The sequence below is a fragment of the Rhodospirillum rubrum ATCC 11170 genome, from assembly GCF_000013085.1.
Lineage (GTDB): Bacteria > Pseudomonadota > Alphaproteobacteria > Rhodospirillales > Rhodospirillaceae > Rhodospirillum > Rhodospirillum rubrum.
Genome location: NC_007643.1, coordinates 3,034,681 through 3,054,131, shown reverse-complemented (window position 1 = coordinate 3,054,131; position 19,451 = coordinate 3,034,681). Strand labels below are relative to the sequence as shown.

Annotated in this window: 17 protein-coding genes and 1 pseudogene; 9 read left to right on the top strand and 9 right to left on the bottom strand. The window is 65.7% G+C overall.

The window, feature by feature from the left end:
• Positions 1-24 precede the first annotated feature (24 nt).
• Together fabI and aroC are read left to right on the top strand one after the other, a co-directional pair.
• Positions 25-864, top strand: a complete 840-nt coding sequence (gene fabI / locus RRU_RS13560; RefSeq protein WP_011390374.1) for an enoyl-ACP reductase FabI — start codon at positions 25-27, stop codon at positions 862-864.
• Positions 865-870: 6 nt separating this feature from the next.
• A complete protein-coding gene (gene aroC, locus RRU_RS13555) occupies positions 871-1,971 on the top strand; it encodes a chorismate synthase (RefSeq protein ID WP_011390373.1) in 1,101 nt (366 codons plus the stop codon).
• A gap of 24 nt (positions 1,972-1,995) precedes the next feature.
• On the opposite strand, the gene RRU_RS13550 is transcribed toward aroC, so the two are convergent.
• On the bottom strand, positions 1,996-2,238 hold the full coding sequence (locus RRU_RS13550; RefSeq protein WP_011390372.1) for a hypothetical protein: 243 nt from the start codon (positions 2,236-2,238) through the stop codon (positions 1,996-1,998).
• 291 nt (positions 2,239-2,529) lie between these two features.
• Here RRU_RS13550 and RRU_RS13545 point away from each other — a divergent pair, with 291 nt between their 5' ends.
• Positions 2,530-4,311: a S49 family peptidase gene (locus tag RRU_RS13545; RefSeq protein ID WP_011390371.1), complete on the top strand. Its 1,782-nt coding sequence runs from the start codon at positions 2,530-2,532 to the stop codon at positions 4,309-4,311.
• Positions 4,312-4,379: 68 nt separating this feature from the next.
• Here RRU_RS13545 and RRU_RS13540 read toward each other — a convergent pair whose 3' ends face one another.
• From RRU_RS13540 to RRU_RS13520, 5 genes are all read right to left on the bottom strand, one after another.
• On the bottom strand, positions 4,380-5,174 hold the full coding sequence (locus tag RRU_RS13540) for a TlyA family rRNA (cytidine-2'-O)-methyltransferase (protein ID WP_011390370.1): 795 nt from the start codon (positions 5,172-5,174) through the stop codon (positions 4,380-4,382).
• Between the two features lie 5 nt (positions 5,175-5,179).
• Positions 5,180-7,117, bottom strand: a complete 1,938-nt coding sequence (dxs, locus tag RRU_RS13535) for a 1-deoxy-D-xylulose-5-phosphate synthase (RefSeq protein WP_011390369.1) — start codon at positions 7,115-7,117, stop codon at positions 5,180-5,182.
• Positions 7,118-7,177: 60 nt separating this feature from the next.
• Complete coding sequence (locus RRU_RS13530) at positions 7,178-8,056, bottom strand: polyprenyl synthetase family protein (protein WP_014626423.1); 879 nt, start codon at positions 8,054-8,056, stop codon at positions 7,178-7,180.
• 71 nt (positions 8,057-8,127) lie between these two features.
• Complete coding sequence (locus RRU_RS13525; RefSeq protein ID WP_014626422.1) at positions 8,128-8,424, bottom strand: exodeoxyribonuclease VII small subunit; 297 nt, start codon at positions 8,422-8,424, stop codon at positions 8,128-8,130.
• 124 nt (positions 8,425-8,548) lie between these two features.
• Positions 8,549-9,478 carry a histone deacetylase family protein gene (locus RRU_RS13520; protein ID WP_011390366.1) on the bottom strand — a complete coding sequence of 310 codons (930 nt, stop codon included), beginning with the start codon at positions 9,476-9,478 and terminating at the stop codon, positions 8,549-8,551.
• 290 nt (positions 9,479-9,768) lie between these two features.
• Between RRU_RS13520 and RRU_RS13515 the strand changes: the two genes are divergently transcribed.
• The 6 genes from RRU_RS13515 to RRU_RS13490 all read left to right on the top strand — a co-directional run bounded on the left by RRU_RS13515 (position 9,769) and on the right by RRU_RS13490 (position 14,655).
• Positions 9,769-10,128 (top strand): ArsR/SmtB family transcription factor, encoded by a 360-nt coding sequence (locus tag RRU_RS13515; RefSeq protein ID WP_011390365.1) that lies wholly within the window; start codon positions 9,769-9,771, stop codon positions 10,126-10,128.
• 156 nt (positions 10,129-10,284) lie between these two features.
• Entirely contained in the window at positions 10,285-10,461 is a 177-nt protein-coding gene (locus RRU_RS13510; protein WP_014626421.1) for a hypothetical protein, read from the top strand.
• Between the two features lie 5 nt (positions 10,462-10,466).
• Entirely contained in the window at positions 10,467-11,213 is a 747-nt protein-coding gene (locus RRU_RS13505; RefSeq protein WP_011390364.1) for a helix-turn-helix domain-containing protein, read from the top strand.
• A gap of 239 nt (positions 11,214-11,452) precedes the next feature.
• The gene (locus RRU_RS13500; protein ID WP_158308123.1) at positions 11,453-11,875 is read left to right on the top strand and encodes a hypothetical protein; all 423 of its coding nucleotides are present in this window, start codon (positions 11,453-11,455) and stop codon (positions 11,873-11,875) included.
• A gap of 283 nt (positions 11,876-12,158) precedes the next feature.
• Entirely contained in the window at positions 12,159-13,697 is a 1,539-nt protein-coding gene (locus RRU_RS13495) for an AAA family ATPase (protein ID WP_011390363.1), read from the top strand.
• Between the two features lie 82 nt (positions 13,698-13,779).
• A complete protein-coding gene (locus RRU_RS13490) occupies positions 13,780-14,655 on the top strand; it encodes a universal stress protein (protein ID WP_011390362.1) in 876 nt (291 codons plus the stop codon).
• Between the two features lie 139 nt (positions 14,656-14,794).
• Here the strand turns inward: RRU_RS13490 and RRU_RS20040 are convergent, their stop codons facing one another.
• The 3 genes and pseudogenes from RRU_RS20040 to RRU_RS13480 form a co-directional block, all read right to left on the bottom strand.
• Positions 14,795-15,010, bottom strand: a complete 216-nt coding sequence (locus tag RRU_RS20040; RefSeq protein WP_014626418.1) for a hypothetical protein — start codon at positions 15,008-15,010, stop codon at positions 14,795-14,797.
• Positions 15,011-15,033: 23 nt separating this feature from the next.
• A pseudogene (locus RRU_RS20035) lies at positions 15,034-15,168 on the bottom strand (transposase); the annotation flags it as partial.
• 158 nt (positions 15,169-15,326) lie between these two features.
• On the bottom strand, positions 15,327-19,268 hold the full coding sequence (locus RRU_RS13480; RefSeq protein WP_011390360.1) for a beta strand repeat-containing protein: 3,942 nt from the start codon (positions 19,266-19,268) through the stop codon (positions 15,327-15,329).
• Between the last annotated feature and the right edge of the window lie 183 nt (positions 19,269-19,451).

Sequence of the window (19,451 nt, the reverse complement as noted above, 5' to 3'; positions counted from 1 at the left end):
ACCAATACCATAAAGGGGACTCCCATGCCGAATTCCACCGCGCTTCTTGCCGGCAAGAAGGGCCTCGTTCTCGGTGTCGCCAACGATCGGTCGATCGCCTGGGGTATCGCCAAGGCCGCCAGCGACGCGGGGGCCAGCATCGCCTTCACCTATCAGGGGGACCCCTTGCTCAAGCGGGTGAAGCCTCTGGTCGAGGGGTTGAGCGAGCGTCATCTTCTGATGCCCTGCGATGTGACCGATGAAGCCAGCCTGGACGCGGTGTTCGCCACGCTGAAGGAAACCTGGGGCACCATCGATTTCGTCGTTCACGCCGTGGCCTTTTCCGATAAGGATCAGCTCAAGGGCCACTATATGCATACGACGCGCGAGAACTTTCAGCAGACCATGCTGATTTCGGTGTTCTCGTTCACCGATATCGCCCGTCGCGCCTCGGAAATCATGAATGACGGCGGCGCGATGATCACGCTGACCTATTACGGCGCCGAACGCGTGATGCCCCATTACAATGTCATGGGCGTGGCCAAGGCGGCGCTGGAAGCCAGCGTGCGCTATCTGGCCGCCGACCTGGGCGGGCGCGGCATCCGCGTCAACGCCATTTCGGCCGGACCGATCAAGACCCTGGCCGCCTCGGGCATCGGCGATTTCCGCTATATCCTGAAGTGGAACGAGTATAACAGCCCGCTGCGCCGCAATGTGACCATCGACGAGGTTGGCAATTCGGGCTTGTATCTGCTGTCGGATCTGTCGCGCGGCGTGACCGGCGAGGTCCATCACGTGGATAGCGGCTATCATCTGGTGGGCATGCTGAACATGGACAGCGTCAGCGAGGTTTCCGCCCTGCTCGCCACCGTCAAGAAGGATTAAGCCCCCATGGCCGGCGACAGCTTCGGAACGCTCTTCCGCTTCACCAGCTTTGGTGAAAGCCACGGGCCGGCCATCGGTTGCGTGGTCGAAGGGGTGCCACCGGGCATTCCCTTGACCGCCGCCGATCTGCAACACGACCTTGACCGGCGCAAGCCCGGCCAGTCGCGCTTCACCACCCAGCGCCGCGAGGACGATGCCGCCGAGATTTTGTCGGGGGTTTACGAGGGGGTGACGACGGGCACGCCGATCGCCGTGCTGATCCGCAATACGGACCAGCGCTCGAAGGATTATTCCGATATCGCCCAGCGCTTCCGCCCGGGGCATGCCGATTACACCTATTGGGTCAAATACGGGGTGCGCGATCCGCGCGGCGGGGGGCGCTCCAGCGCCCGCGAGACCGCCGTGCGCGTCGCCGCCGGAGCGATCGCCCGCAAGGTCTTGACCAGCGTGCTTGGCCGGCCGTTGACCATCCGCGCCGCCGTGGTGGAAATGGGCGGGCTGGCGATCGAGCGGGCCAATTGGGATTGGCTTAGCGTCGACGCCAATCCGTTCTTCAGCCCCGATGCGGCTATGGTCGCGCCGTGGGAGGCCTTGCTTGACGGGGTGCGCCGGGATGGCTCCAGCGTCGGGGCGGTGGTCGAGGTTGTGGCCGAAGGCGTGCCGCCCGGACTGGGCGAGCCGGTTTATGACCGGCTGGATGCGGATCTGGCCAAGGCCCTTATGAGCATCAACGCCGTCAAGGGCGTTGAAATCGGCGCCGGCTTCGAAGCCGCCCGCTTGCGCGGCGAAAGTAACGCCGACGAGATGCTGCCCAACGGCCTGGGCGGTGTGCGCTTCACGTCCAATAACGCCGGCGGCGTGTTGGGCGGTATTTCCACCGGGCAGACGATCATCGCCCGACTGGCGGTCAAGCCGACCAGTTCAATCATGATCCCGCGCCAGAGCGTGGATACCCAGGGGCGGCCGGTCGATGTGGTGACCAAGGGTCGGCATGATCCTTGTGTCGGCATTCGGGCGGTGCCGGTGGCCGAGGCCATGGTCGCCGTTGTTCTGGCCGATCATCTTCTGCGCTTTCGCGGCCAGTGCGGTCTGCCCGTCGGGCTGTGAGGCGGGGCGGGCGCCCCCCCCGCCTCAGCTGCGGGCCACGGGATCGGCGAGGCCGTAAAGGCGGCGCAGGGCGACGAGCTGGCTGCGCAGGGCGCAGAGGCGATCAAGATCGCCGGCTTCGATCGCCCGCATGATCTTGGCGTGGCATTTCATGAACTGCTTGCTCATCAGGGCGGCGCGGCTGAAAACATCTTCGGGCAGCAGGTCGGTGCTCTCGATGTCGCCATAGGCAAGGTCATCGCGCGTCGGGGTCGAGGTGTCGAACATGATGGCGTCTCCCGCTGGGGTCTGGTGAGGTCTGCTCCCTATCTTTCAAACGCCGTGCCAGCGGTGAAAACGGCGGAATCGCTGGGGTTGCGCCCCATCGGTCCGTGGTCCTCTCGCAAAATGCGGGGGTCCTGGCGCCTCACACTGCGGCGGAGCCCCGGAAAACTCGCAATCTGCATCAAGGGGCGTCCGGGGACGCGGCCGCGCCGATAGGCCGATCCCGGCGCGGCCGGCTTGTCTCGGGGGTGGAAAGGGCTACACTGTTGGCCGCTTATCCCCTCGGAGGACTACATGCGGTTCATCGGCAAGGCCTTGCTGGTCGTTTTTGCGGTCGTCGGCATTCTGGCGAGTGTTCTTATCGTGAGTGGCGCGGTGGCGCTCTCGTCCTTCATCGGCAAGGATGAGCCCCTGCCCACCAAATTGGTTCTCGATCTTGACGCCAGCGGATCCTTTTCCGAAGACGGCGGCGCCCTTCCCGGCCTGGGATTCCTGTCGGGGGAGGGTGAGCGGCCCTCCTTGCGCGCGGTGACCGAGGGGCTGATCGCCGCCGCCAGCGATCCCACGGTCAAGGGGCTGATGGTGCGCATCGGCGAGGGGTCTTTGGGTATGGCCCAGGCCCAGGAGCTGCGTCAGGCGATCCTGGCCTTCCGCGCCTCGGGCAAGCCGTCGATCGCCTATGCCGAAACCATCGGCGAGTTCGGTCAGGGCACGGTTCCCTATTATCTGGCTTCGGCGGTCGAGGATGTCTGGCTTCAGCCCTCGGGCATGCTGGGCACCACCGGCTTCGCCGTGCGCATGCCCTTCGTGCGCAAGCTGCTTGATGATCTTGGCATCCTGCCGCAGTTCATCGCCCGCAAGGAATTCAAGGACGCCGCCGCCACCGCCACCCAATATGGGATGAGCCCAGCGCAGGAGATCTCGTTTGGCGCCCTGGTCCAGGGCTGGAGCGGGCAAGTGGTGCGCGCCGTGGCCGAGGCCCGGGGCCTGTCCGAAGATCAGGTGCGCGGGCTGATCGATCGCTCGCCGCTGCTGGCGGCCGAGGCCCTGGAAAGCGGCCTGATCGACCGTTTGGGCTATCCCGACGAGGCGCGCAAGGCGATGGGCGAGCGGGCGGGAACCGACGAGCATCTGTCCGTCGGCCAGTATGCCGAGCGTCAGGCCAAGGCCAAGCCGGCGCCCGGAGCCAAGGGTCTGGCGCTGATTGCGGCCAGCGGCCCGATCGTTACCGGCGATGGCAAGGTCAGCCCCTTCGATGGCAAGGAAATCGATGCCCGCGCCCTGGCCGCCACCATCGATAGCGCGGTGGACGATGCCGGGGTGGCCGCCATCGTGTTGCGTATCGACAGCCCGGGGGGATCCTATGTCGGCTCCGATCTGGTCTGGCGCGCGGTCAGCCGGGCCCGCCAGCACGGCCTGCCGGTGATCGCCTCGATGGGCGATGTCGCCGCCTCGGGGGGCTATTACATGGCGATGGGCGCCAATAAGATCGTCGCCCAGCCCGGCACCCTGACCGGCTCGATCGGCGTCGTCGCTGGCAAGTTCACCATCGCCAAGGCCAGCGAGGACCTAGGCATCGCCTGGGGCGGGGTGGAGGCCGGGCGCAACGCGGCGCTGTTTAGCCTGACCGATCCCTTCGACGAGGCCGGGCAGCGGCGCATGGATCAGATCCTTGATGCCATCTATGCCGATTTCACCGGCAAGGCGGCGGCCGGGCGCGGCCTGTCGCCCGAAGCGATCGAAGAGGCGGCGCGCGGTCGGGTGTGGACCGGCGAGGATGCCCTGGCCCATGGGCTGGTCGATGCCCTGGGCGGGCTGCAAACGGCGATCGAACTGGCCCGCACGGAAGCCGGTCTCGACCCCCATGCCCCCCTGGCGATCACCGTCTATCCCAAGCGCGAGGGGCCGGAGTGGCTGTTGCGCGCCCTGATGAGCGCCGAGCAGATCGGCGGCGTGCGCAGCGTCCGGGCGGCGCTGGGCTTGGTCAGCGGGCTGAGCAGCGAGCTTGCGCCGACGATCGACGGCCTGCGCGCCACCTCGGCCGGACCTCTGGCCATGCCGGTGATCGGGCGCTGATCATAAGAAACGGCCCGGCGGGACAATCCCGGCCGGGCCGTTGGCATGCCGAAGGGCGGCCGGTTTGCTCACACCCCGGAGAAGCGGCCGCCGATGAGGAATTCGATGTTGCCTTCCGGGCCCTTGATCGGGCTTTCGGTCAGGCCGACGACGCTCCAGCCGGGCAGGGCGGCCAGCCAGTCGGTGATGGTGGTGCAGACTTCGGCGTGAAGGGCGGGATCGCGGACGACGCCGCCCTTGCCGACGCGCTCGCGGCCGACCTCGAACTGCGGTTTGATCAGGGCGACCAGAAAGGCCCCCGGCGCCGCCCGGCCCAGGGCGGCGGGCAAAACGGTGCGCAGGCCGATGAAGCTGGCGTCGCAGACCACGGCGCCCACCGGCTCGGGGATCAGCGTGGCGTCAAGGTGGCGGGCGTTGGTGCGTTCCAGAACGATAACCCGCTCATCGGTGCGCAGCTTGTGGGCCAGCTGGCCATAGCCGACATCGACGGCATAGACCTTGGCCGCTCCCCGGGTCAGCAGAACATCGGTAAAACCGCCGGTCGAGGCGCCGACATCGAGGCAGGTCAGGCCTTCGGCGGAAAAGCCGAAGCTGTCCAACCCCTTATCAAGCTTCATACCGCCGCGTGACACCCAGGGATGGGGCTGGCCCCGGACATCGATGGCCAGATCGGCGGCCACCGGGGCGCCGGCCTTTTCCAGCCGCCGCTCGCCCGAAAACACCAGCCCGGCCAGAATCACCGCCTGGGCCTTGGCCCGGCTTTCGACCAGCCCGCGATCGACCAGAAGCTGGTCAAGGCGCAGCTTGCCCGGGCGCTTGTCGCCCGGGGGGCGCCGGTCATCGGCCGCCGTGTCGTCGTTCACGCCTGTCACGCCTTCAGGGCGCCGGCGTCGATGGTGGCGCTGGTTTCAAGCTTGAGGGCGTCGAGGACGGCGGTGGTGATGGCCTGGGCGTCGATGCCGGCCTTGGCGCATTGGACCTCGGGCGCGTCGTGCTCGAAGAAGCGGTCGGGGATATGCAGGGCGCGCAGCTTGAGGCCGCCGTCGAGCAGGCCCTGATTGGCCAGCCAGGTGGCGACATGGGAGCAAAAGCCGCCGATCGCGCCTTCCTCGACGACGATCAGCACCTCGTGGCGGGCGGCGAGATCGGCCACCAGCTCCTCGTCGAAGGGTTTGAGGAAGCGGGCGTCGGCCACCGTCGGCGTCAGGCCGCGCGCCGCCAGGATCTCGCAGGCCTCCAGGCACGACTGCAGCCGGGTGCCGATCGACAGCAGGGCCACGCCCTTGCCCTCGCGCACGATGCGGCCCTTGCCGATCGCCAAAGGTTGGGGATCCTCGGGGATCTCCACCCCCACGCCCTCGCCGCGCGGATAGCGCAGGGCGATCGGGCCGCTGTCATGGCCGGCCGCCGTCACCACCATGCGCGCCAGCTCGGCCTCGTCGGCGGCGCACATCACCACCAGATTGGGCAGGCAGCCGAGGAAGGCCATGTCGAAGACGCCGCCATGGGTCGCCCCGTCGGCGCCGACGAACCCGGCGCGGTCGATGGCGAAGCGCACCGGCAGCTTCTGCAAGACCACGTCGTGGACCACCTGATCATAGCCGCGCTGCAAAAAGCTGGAATAGAGGGCGACGAAGGGCTTCAACCCCTCGCAGGCCAGACCGGCGGCGAAGGTCACGGCGTGCTGTTCGGCGATGCCGACATCGAAGCAGCGCTGCGGATAGGCCGCCGCCAGCTTGTCAAGGCCGGTGCCGCCGGGCATCGCCGCCGTCACCGCGACGATGCGGTGGTCCTTGGCCGCCGCCGCCACCAGCTGCTTGCCAAACACCGCCGTATAGGACGGCGCCTGCGGCTTGGCCTTTTCCTGAACCCCGGTCACCACGTTGAAGCGCGACACGCCGTGGTATTTGTCGGGCGCGTTCTCGGCCGGGGCATAGCCCTTGCCCTTTTGCGTCACCACGTGGATCAGCACCGGACCATCGCGCCCGGCCTCGCGCACGTTGCGCAGCACCGGCACCAGATGGTCCATGCGATGGCCGTCGATCGGCCCGACGTAATAAAAGCCCATCTCCTCGAACAGCGTGCCACCGCCCGTCACCATGCCGCGGGCGTATTCCTCGGCCCGCTTGGCCGTGCGCTCCAGGGCGTCGGGCAGGCGGGCGACGATCTCCTTGGCCAGGGTGCGGATCGACAGCCAGCTTTTCGAACTGAGCAGCCGCGACAGATAGGCGCTCATCGCCCCCACCGGCGGGGCGATCGACATGTCGTTGTCGTTGAGGATGACGATCAGCCGCGATTTGGCCGCCCCGGCGTTGTTCATCGCCTCATAGGCCATGCCCGCGCTCATCGAGCCATCGCCGATCACCGCCACCACGTCGCGGGCGTCGCCGGCCAGGGCCGAGCCGATGGCCATGCCCAGACCCGCCGAGATCGAGGTCGAGGAATGCCCGGCGCCGAAGGGGTCATAGGGGCTTTCCTCGCGCAGGGTGAAGCCCGACAGCCCGCCGCCCTGGCGCAGGGTGCGGATGCGATCGCGCCGCCCGGTCAGGATCTTGTGGGGATAACACTGATGGCCGACATCCCAGATGATGCGGTCGTCGGGGGTGTCGAACACGTGATGGAGGGCCACCGTCAGCTCGACCACCCCAAGCCCCGAGCCCAGATGACCGCCGGTCACCGAGACCGCGTCGATCATTTCCGCCCGCACTTCGCGCGCCAGCTGCTCCAGCTGCGCCACCGAAAGACCCCGTGTGTCCGAAGGACCGCGGATCGTGTCCAAAAGCGGCGTTATCGGTCTCGATGTCACGGCGGAATTCTCCTCGTATGAAAACCGTCCCTTGACGGGGGGAAACACCCCCGGGGGGCTTCAGCTTTTGCGGTCGACGACGAAACGGGCAACGGCGCGCAGCAGGTCGGCCTTCTCGTCGAAGGCGTCAAGGTGATTGACGGCCTGTTCGGCCAGCATGTCGGCCTGATCGCGGGCGCGCTCGAGGCCAAGCAGGGAAACGAAGGTGGATTTGCCCGAGGCCTCGTCCTTGCCGGCGGTCTTGCCCAGGGTGGCGGTATCGCCCTCCACATCGAGCAGGTCGTCGGCGATCTGGAAGGCCAGACCCAGATCATGGGCGTAATTGAACAGGGCCTGACGCTGCGAGCGCGGCGCCTTGCCCAGGATCGCCCCGGCGATCGAGGAGAAGCTGATCAGCCGCCCAGTCTTGAGCTGGTGCATGCGGGTGATCGCCGGAACGTCGAGCGCGCCGTCGATCAGGCCGCGTTCGGCCATCAGATCGATCATCTGACCGCCGACCATGCCCTTGGCGCCGGCGGCGATCGCCAGCTCCGTGACCAAGTCGCAGCGCACCGCCGGATCGGAATGGGTGCCGGGCAGGGCGATGACCTCGAAGGCCTTGGTCAACAGGGCGTCGCCGGCCAGGATGGCGGTCGGCTCGTCGTATTGCCGATGGACGGTGGGGCGGCCCCGGCGCAGATCATCGTTATCCATCGCCGGCAGGTCGTCGTGGATCAGCGAGTAGCAGTGGATCATTTCGATGGCGGCGGCGACATTCAGCGCGCAGGCCCGCGACACCGAAAACAACTGCGCCGACTGCAAGACCAGAAACGGCCGCAGACGCTTGCCGCCCTCAAGGGCGGCGTAGCGCATGGCGTCGACGACCCGCCCCTCGGGGCCGTCCGTCGCCGGCATCAGTTGCGACAGGTGATCGTTGATGGCCAGCGCTTCGGCGGCCATGACTTCGTTGAGATGACTCACGGTCCCAAGGTCCCCCACTTCATGAATGCTCCGGTCTCGCCGATGGTCTTTCACGTCGCATCGAAGGGGGCGGTGCCGACGCTGCCGTCGGGGCCCAGGGAAATGCGCTCGACCTTCATCCGCGCCTCGGCGAGCTTGGCTTCGCAATGGCGCTTGAGGGCGACCCCCCGCTCATAGGCGCCGACCGCCTGATCAAGCTCGATCGTTCCCTGTTCGAGCTTGCGCACGATGGACTCGAGTTCGGTCAAAGCCTGTTCGAAAGACAGGCTGGCGATGTCGATGCCATTTTCATCCGCGCCGGAGCCCGAGGGGCCGCGGGAGACGCCGTGTTTGATATCGTCGGACATGACGGCCTTCGGCTGCTGCAAAGGCGCGGGATTGTAACGACAGGCGGGGCGCGGAGCAACCGCCCCGCGCACACCGCCCACCGAAACCGCGTTTACGCCAAAGCCCGGCGGTTTTCGGGCGGGGTCAGCGTTCCATCAAGGTCTTGACGTGAGCCGAGACGCAAGAGGCCAGGGCCGTCAGATCGTAACCGCCTTCGAGCACCGACACCACCCGGCTGTCGCAGACGTCATTGGCGACATCGAGGACCTGCTCGGTCGCCCAGACGAAATCGGCGACCTTGAGGTTGAGATTGGCCATCGGGTCCATCACATGGGCGTCGAAGCCGGCGGAAATGATGATCAGATCGGGGGCGAAGGCGCGCAGCGCCGGGGTGATCCGCTCGGTGAAGGCCTCGCGAAAGCGCAGGCCGTCGGCGCCCGAGCGCAGGGGGCAATTGACGATATTGCCGTGACCGCCGGTTTCATCGACGAAGCCGGTATTGGGAAAGCTGTGGGCCTCGTGGGTCGAGGCATAGAACATCGCCGGATCATCCCAGAAGATATGCTGGGTGCCATTGCCGTGGTGAACGTCCCAGTCGATCACCGCGACGCGTTCGGCCCCCCAGCGCGCCCGGGCGTGATAGGCGCCGATGGCGGCGTTGTTGAACAGGCAGAAGCCCATGGCCGTGGCCAGTTCGGCGTGGTGACCGGGGGGACGGACGGCGACGAAGGCGTTGCGGACCGATTTGTCCATCACCGCGTCCACCGCCTGAACCATGCCGCCGGCGGCGCGCAGGGCGGCCTCGCCCGAATCCGGCGACATCACCGTATCGCCGTCGATGTGATAGGTGCCCTCGCGCGGCACGTGATCGAGAAGAAATTCGACATGCGAGAGGGGGTGGACCCGCAGCAGCTGTTCGCGGGTCACATGGGGAGCTTCGTCGCGCAACAGCAGCATGAAGTCCTCGGCTTCAAGGACCCGCTGAACGGCGCGCAACCGGTCGGGACATTCCGGATGGAAGGCCCCGGGATCGTGTTCGACACAGGCATGATGAGAGACCAACAATGTCGTCATGTCTTCCTCCCCGGGCGTCGTTATGAGTTTTTTGCAGCCCTTCGATTCCTATATTTCAGGCAGTGCTGATGTACGCAAGGGGCTTTCCAAAACTTGGTTGCGCAGGGGTTCGCTTTCGCCTTCCAGGGGCGATAGTCGTCTGCTTTAGAGGGGAAATTATCAGGCCTATAAAACCAAAGAGGGACTTTCGGCGGGAAAATATGGTCGTAGTCCATCAACGCCTTTAGTCTCACTTGAGTTGTATCCCGATATTCCTCTAATTTAATGCCTGATGAAAACAGGTAAAACCGATGGATATTGATCTTCTCGCCCTGCAAGGCCAGACCCAAAAAGGCAGCGCTTTGCTCAAAGCCATGAGCAATGAGCATCGCTTGTTGATCTTATGCCACCTTATGCACCGCGAGCGGAGCGTCGGCGAATTAGAGCGGGTGGTTGGGCTGTCGCAATCGGCGCTGTCCCAACATCTGGCCCGCCTGCGCAAGGACGGCGTGGTCAAGACCCGCCGGCAGGCCCAGACCATCTATTACTCGCTGAACGGCCCCCAGGCCGGGGCCATTCTGCGCGTCTTGCATTCCCTGTATTGCGAAGACGCCGACACCGTCCCTTCGCGAGGGCGCAAGCAGGCCGGCGGGCAGACCGACAGGCTGTGAGGAAATATTTTACAGCGATTTATTGTTAATTAAATCTTAATCACACAAATATTTGACGGTTGTCGATCGGGGATCTAGAGTTTTCTCCGTCGCCCGCCCCCCGCTGCGCGGACGGCGCCGACGCTTTCCCATCCCCAGCCCCAGGGTGTTCATCCCATGGCCCAGACCACTGCCACCGTCATCGATCTCGCCGCGTTTCGCCGCCGTCGCGCCGCCGCCACGGCGCCCGTGTCCCAGGTGTCGCGCCCGGCGACGATGGCGGTGGCGATGCCGATGCCGATGATGCTGTGGTGTCCGGTTTGGGTGATGGTGGCGATGCCCGCCGCGCGGTGAGGACGATGACCGACGAAACGGGCCGCCTTGTCCGCGAGCGAGACGAGGACGCCCCGTCCTCGCCGCAGGCCGCCGTCCTTGCCCTCCCTGACCGGGACGCCGCCCCGTTCTTCAGGGAAGCGGGCAGGCCCTCGGCGACGATCCCGTCCTTCGAGCCGCCGACCGCCGCAGACCTTGGCCGATCGGCCGAGGATCTGATGCCGGTGGTCGGCGAGAATCTGCGCCGCCTGCGCACCGGGCGCGGATTATCGCTCGACCGGCTGGCCAAGCTGTCGGGGGTCAGCCGCGCCATGCTGGGTCAGATCGAACTGGGGCGCAGCGCGCCGACGATCACCGTGCTTTGGAAGATCGCCCGGGCGCTTGATGTGCCGTTCTCGGCCTTCGTCGCCGCGCCGGCGCTGTCGAAGGCCGTCGTGCTGCGGCGTTCGGAAGCCAGTTGGCTGACCTCGACCGATGGGCGGTTTTCCTCGCGCGCGCTGTTTCCCTTCGATGCGCCGCGCCGCGTCGAATTCTATGAGGTGGTTTTATCGGGGCATTCCATCGCCCAATCCCACCCCCATCCCGCCGGTACGGTCGAGACGCTGACGGTGGCGCGCGGCGTGCTCGAGGTGGATAGCGGCCCGCGCATCCATCGGCTGGACCCCGGCGACGCCCTGCAGTTCGAAGCCGATATCGATCACGCCTATCGCAATCCCGGCGGTGATGACACGGTCTTCTATCTGGTCATGACTTATGTGGAAACCGTTGGCTGACCCCGGCGACGGGGGCGGATTTCCTGAAAAGGCTGGCTTGCGTCCGCATACGCAGTTTTTCGGTTGCGCAAGCGGATCGATAAAACTTCATTCGTAGGGTCGATTGCGGCTGCGCCATTGGTTCTTTCGATTGCGGCTGCGCCATTGGTTTTTTCGATTGCGGCTGCGCCGCTGGGCGGCGCAGCCGGATCGCGTGCCCCCGTAATGGCCGGGGACGGGGCCTTTAGGCGGCGGCCGTCATGCAGGCCATCATCGGCATGCCACCGCACATCATCATCATCGGCAGGCCCGCCGTCATCATCGCCATCATGCGCGTGCAGCAGTCCTTCATCATGTCCATCGACAGGCCGTCCGTCGGCATCATCGTGCAGACCATGCCGGTGGGGGTCATTTCGCAGGTCATGGTACAGGTCATCATCGGCATCATCTGGGGCATCATCGCGCCCATCATCATCGGCATCTGGCCGGCCATCGGCATCATCTGCGGCATCATGGACCCCATCATCTGGGGCATCATGGACCCCATCATCGGCATCATTTGCGGCATCATCTGCGGCATCTGGGGCATCATGGCGGTGGGCATCGGCATCGTGGTCATCATCAGATCTCTCCGATTTTTGCGCTTGGAACGGGTGTCTCAAGCGCTTCGACAACCGTGTTAGGCCTCGCCGGACAAGCCCACAAGGCGCGCCGGGGGCGGTCCTTCTCTTTCCTCCGCTATACAAGACATCCCCCCGGGGGCGGCGGAAACCTTGTCCACTATCGCGGACGGCGCTCCGTTATGACGGAAGATCAGCGGCTATCGGGCGGGTGGGCGGCGGGCGGCGCCGCGACTCGGGGGCTGGCGACCGCCACCGCCGCGGTCTTTCAGCTTCCTCTGGTGGTGGCGGGCGGGCTGTGGCACTCTGGGTCAGGCTCAACAACGGCCGCACCGCGGCACAGGCGATGATCCCGAAGTCACAACGCGCCGTTTTCACCTTTCTCGCCAAGCCCGAAACCCACGGGCCGGGCGTCGATCGGGTCGATCAGGTCCATACCCATATTTCGGCTTTGTTTCTGGCCGGCGAGCGGGTTTTGAAGCTGAAGAGGGCGGTGGCGCTGCCCTATCTCGATCACACCACCCTGGCGGCGCGCAAAGCCTGCTGCGAGCGCGAAGTGGCGATCAACGCCCCCGGCGCGCCGGGGCTTTATCGGGGCGTCCTGCCCGTAACCCGCGAGAGCGACGGCACCCTGGCCCTGGATGGCGCCGGGGAGCCGGTGGAATGGCTGGTCGTCATGAACCGCTTTGATGAAGGGGCGCTGTTTGATCGCCGCCTTGCCCTGGGCCATCTGGATCGCCATCAGATGAGCGATCTGGCCGAGGTGATCTTCGCCGCCCACGAGCGGGCCGAGAGGATCGACGATGACCATGGCCTGGGCTTCGGCCGCAATCTGGAAGGCGCCCTGGCCGAACTGGCCGAACAGCGCGGGCTTCTGGGCGAGGCCCTGAGCGACGAGGTCGCGGCCGCCTTGCGCGCCGCCCATCAGCGCCTCAAGCCGCTGTTGGCCGAGCGGGCGGCGGCCGGGCGGGTGCGGCGCTGCCATGGCGATCTGCATTTGCGCAATATCGTGCTGTGGGACAATCGCCCGGCTCTGTTCGATGCCATCGATTTCACCGAGACCTTCGCCCGCATCGATGTGCTTTATGATCTGGCCTATCTGCTGATGGATCTCGATTACCGGGGGCACCGCCGGCTGGCCTCGATCACCTTCAACCATTATATGGAATTCGCCGGCGATACCGGGGGGCTTGCGGCCTTGCCGCTGTTCCTGGCCCTGCGCGCCACCATTCGCGCCTTTGTCACCGCCGCCGGCGCCGCCAACCAATCCGATGGTGATGAAGCCGCCAAACTCATCGCCGAGGGCCGCCGCTATCTGGCCCAGGCCACGGGCTATCTGACCCCCGGGTCCCCCCGTATGGTCGCCGTGGGCGGATTATCGGGCAGCGGCAAGTCGCGGCTGGCCCGTGAAATCGCCCCCCATCTGGGCTGCGCCCCCGGCGCCCTGGTTTTGCGCACCGATGTGTTGCGCAAGCGCCTGATGGGATTGTCGCCCTATCAAAGCCTGGGGCCCGAGGGCTATACGCCAGAGATGCATGCCCGCACCTATCAGAGGCTCGAAGCCGAGGCCCGGTTGGCTTTGGCTTGCGGCCATTCGGTGGTGCTGGACGGCGTTCACGCCAGACCGGGCGAAAGGGCCAATGCCGAACGCATCGCAGCCGAGGCCGGGGTGCCCTTCGCCGGGCTGTGGGTGCATACCCCCGTCGATCTGGCCATGCGGCGGATCGAAACCCGGGTGCGCAATCCCTCGGATGTCACCTTGGCGGTTCGCGCCAATCAAGAGGATTTCGATCTGGGGGCGGTGACCTGGGCCCGGGTGGATTCATCGGGCCCCAAGAAGGACACGGTGATCGCCGGATTGGCCGCTTTGGGGCTAAGTAGTTGACCTTCATCCTTTTATTGCGTTCTCTCCGGGCGCATAATGATCCCTGACGTTTTCTAGGTCTATCAAGATCAGGAGTATCGCGATGACCGGCATCCGCACCATTCTTAGTGTCGTGGGCGATGAGGCAACGGGGGAGGCCCCCTTGCGGACGGCCCTCGTTCTCGCCCGTGATTTGGGCTGCCATGTCGAGGGTTTCCATGTTCGGATCGACGCGTCGGCCGCCGTGCCCTATGTGGGCGAGGCGATGGCCGGGGCCTTGGTCGAAGAAATGGTGGAAGCCGCCGAGAAGGAAGCTCGCGAGCGCGCCGCCAAAGCCCACGGGCTTTTCACCCGCGTCTGCGCCGAACTGGCGATCGTTCTTGACGATACCCCGCCGGGCCCGGGCGGCCCCAGCGCCTCTTGGCAGGAGGCGCGGGGAGCCGAGCCCGAGCATGTGGCGATGCGCGGCCGTGTCGCCGATCTTCTCGTGCTGGGGCAGCCCGGTCTGCACGGCGAACCGCCGTCGCTGCTGACCCTGAACGCCGCCTTGCTTGAAAGCGGCCGGCCGGTTCTGGTCGCCCCGCCCCAGGCCCCCGCCGAGATCGGTCGGCGCATCGCCATCGCCTGGAACGGCAGCGCCGAAGCCGCCCGCGCCGTGATGGGGGCGATGCCCTTCCTGGTGGCCGCCCAGGAGGTGACGGTGCTGATCGCCGAGATCGACGAGGAGGGGGCCGATGCCACCGCCCACGAACTGGAACGCCATTTGGCGTGGCATGGGGTCAAGGCCGGGGTGCGGGTGCTGCATGCGGCGGCGGGAACCCGGGCGGGCGAGGCCCTGGTCGCCGCCTGTGACGAGGTCAAGGCCGATCTGCTGGTGATGGGCGCCTATACCCATAGCCGCCTGCGTCAATTGATCCTGGGCGGCGTGACCCGTCATCTGTTGGGCAATGCCCGCATTCCCCTGTTGCTCTCCCACTAACAGGCTGCGGAAAAACCTATCTGTTCGCCCCCTTTCCCCCTCTTCCAGCGTTGTTTGACGGTGCTGGCGTGGGGTTACGGGCCGCGTTTGCGGCCGTTTTTGCCGGAATCCGCCGATTTGAGGCGGATTCCGGGCATCCTCAGGCAGTCCGTATCCGTTTGGGCAGCCTGACGAGGGTTTGGGTGGCGGCATTCAGGGGGAAGACCCAATCGACGCGGACGTCGTCCCCCTTGTCGGTGGCCAGCGTGATGCGGCCCTTGGCTTTCAGCCCATCGACCAGGGCCGCTTCGCGCTTGGCGGTGCCGGTGGCCTGGGTGACCAGGGCGCCGACCACCAAGCCGTTGTGGTTCTCCATGCGGCCCGGTCCCGGCGGCTCATCCCCGCCAGCAGTCGGTCGCGGTTCCTGGTGAAGACCGTGACCTCCCACACCGGCGCGTCCCTCGACAGCCCGACAAACCAGCGGAACAGCAGATCGTAGCCGATCTGCTCCATCAGCTGCAGCTCGGAGCGGATGACCCGCCGGACCCCGGGCCTCGCAGCTCACAGACGAAAACAAGCTCTCCGTCCGAACATCGCCGCCCCGCATGGCCCTCTCCCCCAATCGATCAGGGGAAGAGGGGATCATGCCAGGACGTCAGGGGAAAGGGGTTTTCCGCAGCCTGTTAGGATCACTACAAGAAGTTGTAATCGCTAAGCGAGTCAGCGGCGATCCCGTTGATCTGAGCAACAATTTCGATAGCCATAGTGGCAGTGGTCAGGTCGGTTCCGCCTGCCGTGCTCGTGATGTGCACCAACTGGGCGTTACCGCCCCCGTACACGATCGCCAGATAGTCATAATTCTCAGCGAGGCCAATCGCATTTGCAAGCAGTGTTTCGAGCGCACCGCCGTTAGTAGCGTCCGACGACGTTGAGGTCGCCCAAATACTTTTGATTGCAATGACGGTGTTGTTGGCCTCAACACTGAAAACGGGTGTGTTATCGCTGTCGATCCGCTGGTAAGTTAAAATGCCGTGGTCTGAACCAAAACCATTAAACTTCACTTTATCGTCTCCAGGCGTAAAGCCGGTAATGGTAACGGCGCTCTTCGTCGCATCCGCCGCGGTGTTCGAGATCACGACCCTGTCTCTTCCACCGGTGGCGAGAGACACCGTAACCAGCGCGCGCTGAGCGTCCTCTGTATTTACGGTGATGATGTCGTCGCCCCGACCACCAACAATGTTCAGGCTCGTCGTCGCAACATAAGCCGAAGCGTCAAGCGTTACGGCCGCCGTGGAGGCCGAAGCATCAATCGTCGAGGCAACACCCGGGGCAATGGCACCCGTGGTGAAGGTTGCCGCCGTACCGTAGTTAACAAGGATGTTCTCAACACCGGTGATATTGGCAGAGCCGGTAGCCGCACCCGTCACAATAAGGGTGTCGGTACCAAGCCCAGCGGCAACGGTGTCAGCGGCGGTCAACGTGCCACCAAAGGTGATGGTATCGGCGCCCGTACCACCCGTCACCGAGTAGTCTGCCGCCGAGGAGGCATCAACCGTGTTGGTTCCATTAGCCAGACCGTAGGTTCCAACGGTGGGGTTCAGCGTAATCGCACCAGCATCGCTGAAGGTGAGACCGTCACCAGCGTCAAAGTTGGTGAATGACGAGAAGCCGCTGAACTGCGCGATGGTCGAGGTGACCGGGGTCGCGCTATTGGAGAAGTCGAAGACCTCGAAGCCGGAAACGGTCGCACCCGAGATGTTAAGCGGAGCAGTAGCAGTCCCGGTAAGGATATCGGCCCCACCACCGCCGCCATTCAAGGTGCCCGTGAGGGTGCCAGAGGCACGCAGGACGTCATCGCCGTCGCCCAGGTTGACGGACGTTGTCGGCGCCAAAGTGTCGAGAGTGACATCGTCAGCGCCCGTACCACCCGTCACGGTGGTGATGCCCGAGCCGGCCGCGAAGCTGATCGTGTTCGTGCCATTGGCAAGGATAAGCCTGTCGATGTTCGTGACGGTGCCGCCGGTGGTGCCGTTGTTGATGGCGACGGTCCCGGCGTCGGTCAACTGCAGGGTCTCGGTGTCGGCGGCCGTGCCTGTGACGGTCGTGCCGTTGAGCGAGGCCACGGTGCCCTGGAAGGTGTCGTTCGTGCCAGCCGTCCCGGTGAAGCTGCCGCCAGCGGTCAGGGCAACCACAACCGGCGCAACAACGCCACCCGTCGTCGGCGCAACAACGCCACCCGTCATGTTCGCCGCCGAATTCATCACATCGGCCGCGTTGGCGTCGGTGGCGGTCACCAGGGCGATCTGCGCCGCGGTCGCCGCCGCGCCATTCACCACATAGTTGACGGTCACATTGGCGGCCGTCAGGGTCGATGTGTCGATCTGGCGGGCGCCGAGCGTGGCCTTCAGCGCGGTGCCGGCGCCGTCCAGCAGGTCGGAGATGTCGAGGGTAACGGTATCCCCGGCCTCCAGGGCGTTGCCGTTGCCGGCCGCGGCGGTGCCGATCTGAAAGATCGTGTCATTGATGCTGGTGGCGCCGCTATTGCGGGCGGCGGCGTTCTTCAGCACGAAGGCTGCGGTCAGCGTGATCGAGAAGGTCGCCTTGCCGGTGCCGCTCTCCGCAAGGACGAGGCCCTCGAAGCCGGACACATGGGCGAGATCGCTACTGCTGAGAATCGCGCCGTTGAGGACGGTCAGGGTATCGTAGTCGCCGGCGGCCGGGGCGCCACCGTTGGTGCCGCCCGCTAGGTCCACCTTCTGGTTGAAGGCGGCGTTGTCGAGCACCAGACGGTCGGAGCCCGAACCACCGACGAACTTCACGCCCTGCGAAGTGGTCAGGTCGGTCAGGTTCACCGTGTTGACGCTGTTGTCTTCCCGGGCGTTGTTGGGGCCACCGGCCGGGTTGGCCGCGTCGGTCGCCGAGGTTTGCACGATCCGGTCGGTGTGGATCTCGAACTTGCCGGCATCGGCGCCGCTCACCAGGGTGCTGTCGACGGTGACGGTGTTGGTGGCGCCACGCAGGTCCAAAACGTCGACGCCGGTGGTGTTCTTGAACTCGGTGGTCGACAGCGTGTAGGTGCCCTGGCCGTTCACGCCGATCTGAAGGGTGTCGGCGCCTTCGCCACCGCTGATGGTGTCGCCCGAGCCGTAGGTGGAGTTCGTCACGCCCGCCGCCTGGGTGATGAAGGCGAAGGTGTCGGCGCCGGCGCCGCCGCTGGCCTTGACGTTGCCGAGTTCGAATTCGACGTAGTCACCCGCCGATCCGCCGGTGAAGGCGACGTCGGTGGCGGAGCCATTGGTCTTGGCGACGAAGCGCACGTTGGCCGAGCCGGTCATGGCGCTGGCGTCCACGGTGGTCACGCGGGCGCCGACGGACAGCAGGTCGGAGGCGGTGGCGCCGGTGGTCAGGCCGCTATCGACACCCACGGCGCGATCGACGAGACCCTGGGTGGCCGAGGTGGCCGAGGTGGCCGAGGTGGCCGAGGTGGCCGAGGTGGCCGAGGTGGCCGATGTGGCCGAGGTGACGACGCCGCCGGCCTTGCCGATGGCGACAGCGCCGGTCAGGACGACCTTGGTCAGCGAGCCCGGGGAGATCAGGTCGGCGGCCACGGCGTTGATGCCGGTGTCGATGTTGGCGCTGGTGGCCAGGGTGTTGTTGTCGCTTCCGGCGGAGGTGAGGGTCAGGGTTTCAACGCCGGCGCCGATGTTGAGGACGCCGGTGGTGACGTTCCGAAGGGTGACGGCTTGGTTGTCGGCCGTGCCGTTGACGGCCGCCTGACGGTAGGTCAGGCCAACGGTGCCGGCGACGGAGCCCTTTTCGTTCGCCCAGGTCAGCGCCGGGATCGGGTTGGCGCCGGTCGCCGTCGGGGTCACGTTGGTGACGGTCAGCGACTCACCCGTGGTGATCTGGTTGGCGACGATGGTCTTGACACCGGTGACCTCATAGGCGCCGGCGTTGACGTTGTAGTCGAATGTCACGCCAGCGCCGTTGGCGGCGTTGACGTTCGTGCCAAGCTGCAGCGTTTCGATGTTCTTGATCGTCGCGCCGCCGCCGTAGTTGCCGGTCAGATTGATGACCAGGCGGTCGTCGCCGCCGGCGCCGTCCAACACGTCCGACGAGTTCAGGGTCGTCTGATCCTGGGCGCCCACGGGAGCGCCGGCCACGCCACGGATCACGTCGGCGCCGCTGGTGCCGGTGAACGGGTCCTGAGCCGTCGTCAGGATGAAGGTTTGGCCGCTAGGACGGCCTTCGTCCATGCCGAAAGCCACGTAGTGGAAGAGGGCCGAAGGCATGGTGCCATTGGCCACGGCGGCGGCCACATCGGTGTTGGCGGCCAGATAGATGGCCTTATCGAACGTCGCCAAGGCCTCCAAGGGCGCACGGCCTTCGTTGATGCCAAAAGCCAGGAAGTGGGCCCAGACGCTGGGGAAGACACCACTGGACACGGCATTCAGCACGTCGGGGTTCTGGGCGGCGTAATAGGCGGCGTCGAACCAGCTGGTGGGGTTGCGCAGTTCCTTGGCGCCATATTGGTCGAAATGCTCCTTGGCGCTGGCGAACTGGCCTAATGACACCGCCCGCGCGACGTCCGGGTAGGTCGTCAGGTAGGAGGTGGTATCAAAAGCGAGAGACATTAAATATGCTCCGGGGTTTGGTTGAGATCTCTAACAGGCTGCGGAGAAACCTATCTGTTCGCCCCTTTTCCCCCTCTTCCAGCGTTGTTTGACGGTGCTGGCGTGGGGTTACGGACCGCGTTTGCGGCCATTTTTGCCGGAATCCGCCGATTTGAGGCGAATTCCGGGTATCCTCAGGCAGCC

Bases quoted from the DNA above. Each gene is read 5' to 3' on its own strand.
- RRU_RS13490 (WP_011390362.1), top strand. From the start codon at position 13,780: ATGACCGGCATCCGCACCATTCTTAGTGTCGTGGGCGATGAGGCAACG.
- RRU_RS13520 (WP_011390366.1), bottom strand. From the start codon at position 9,478: ATGACGACATTGTTGGTCTCTCATCATGCCTGTGTCGAACACGATCCC.
- RRU_RS13505 (WP_011390364.1), top strand. From the start codon at position 10,467: ATGACCGACGAAACGGGCCGCCTTGTCCGCGAGCGAGACGAGGACGCC.
- RRU_RS13550 (WP_011390372.1), bottom strand. From the start codon at position 2,238: ATGTTCGACACCTCGACCCCGACGCGCGATGACCTTGCCTATGGCGAC.
- RRU_RS13525 (WP_014626422.1), bottom strand. From the start codon at position 8,424: ATGTCCGACGATATCAAACACGGCGTCTCCCGCGGCCCCTCGGGCTCC.
- RRU_RS13510 (WP_014626421.1), top strand. From the start codon at position 10,285: ATGGCCCAGACCACTGCCACCGTCATCGATCTCGCCGCGTTTCGCCGC.
- aroC (WP_011390373.1), top strand. From the start codon at position 871: ATGGCCGGCGACAGCTTCGGAACGCTCTTCCGCTTCACCAGCTTTGGT.
- RRU_RS13545 (WP_011390371.1), top strand. From the start codon at position 2,530: ATGCGGTTCATCGGCAAGGCCTTGCTGGTCGTTTTTGCGGTCGTCGGC.
- RRU_RS13500 (WP_158308123.1), top strand. From the start codon at position 11,453: ATGCAGGCCATCATCGGCATGCCACCGCACATCATCATCATCGGCAGG.
- RRU_RS20040 (WP_014626418.1), bottom strand. From the start codon at position 15,010: ATGGAGAACCACAACGGCTTGGTGGTCGGCGCCCTGGTCACCCAGGCC.
- RRU_RS13530 (WP_014626423.1), bottom strand. From the start codon at position 8,056: ATGGCCGCCGAAGCGCTGGCCATCAACGATCACCTGTCGCAACTGATG.
- RRU_RS13480 (WP_011390360.1), bottom strand. From the start codon at position 19,268: ATGTCTCTCGCTTTTGATACCACCTCCTACCTGACGACCTACCCGGAC.
- fabI (WP_011390374.1), top strand. From the start codon at position 25: ATGCCGAATTCCACCGCGCTTCTTGCCGGCAAGAAGGGCCTCGTTCTC.
- RRU_RS13515 (WP_011390365.1), top strand. From the start codon at position 9,769: ATGGATATTGATCTTCTCGCCCTGCAAGGCCAGACCCAAAAAGGCAGC.
- RRU_RS13495 (WP_011390363.1), top strand. From the start codon at position 12,159: ATGATCCCGAAGTCACAACGCGCCGTTTTCACCTTTCTCGCCAAGCCC.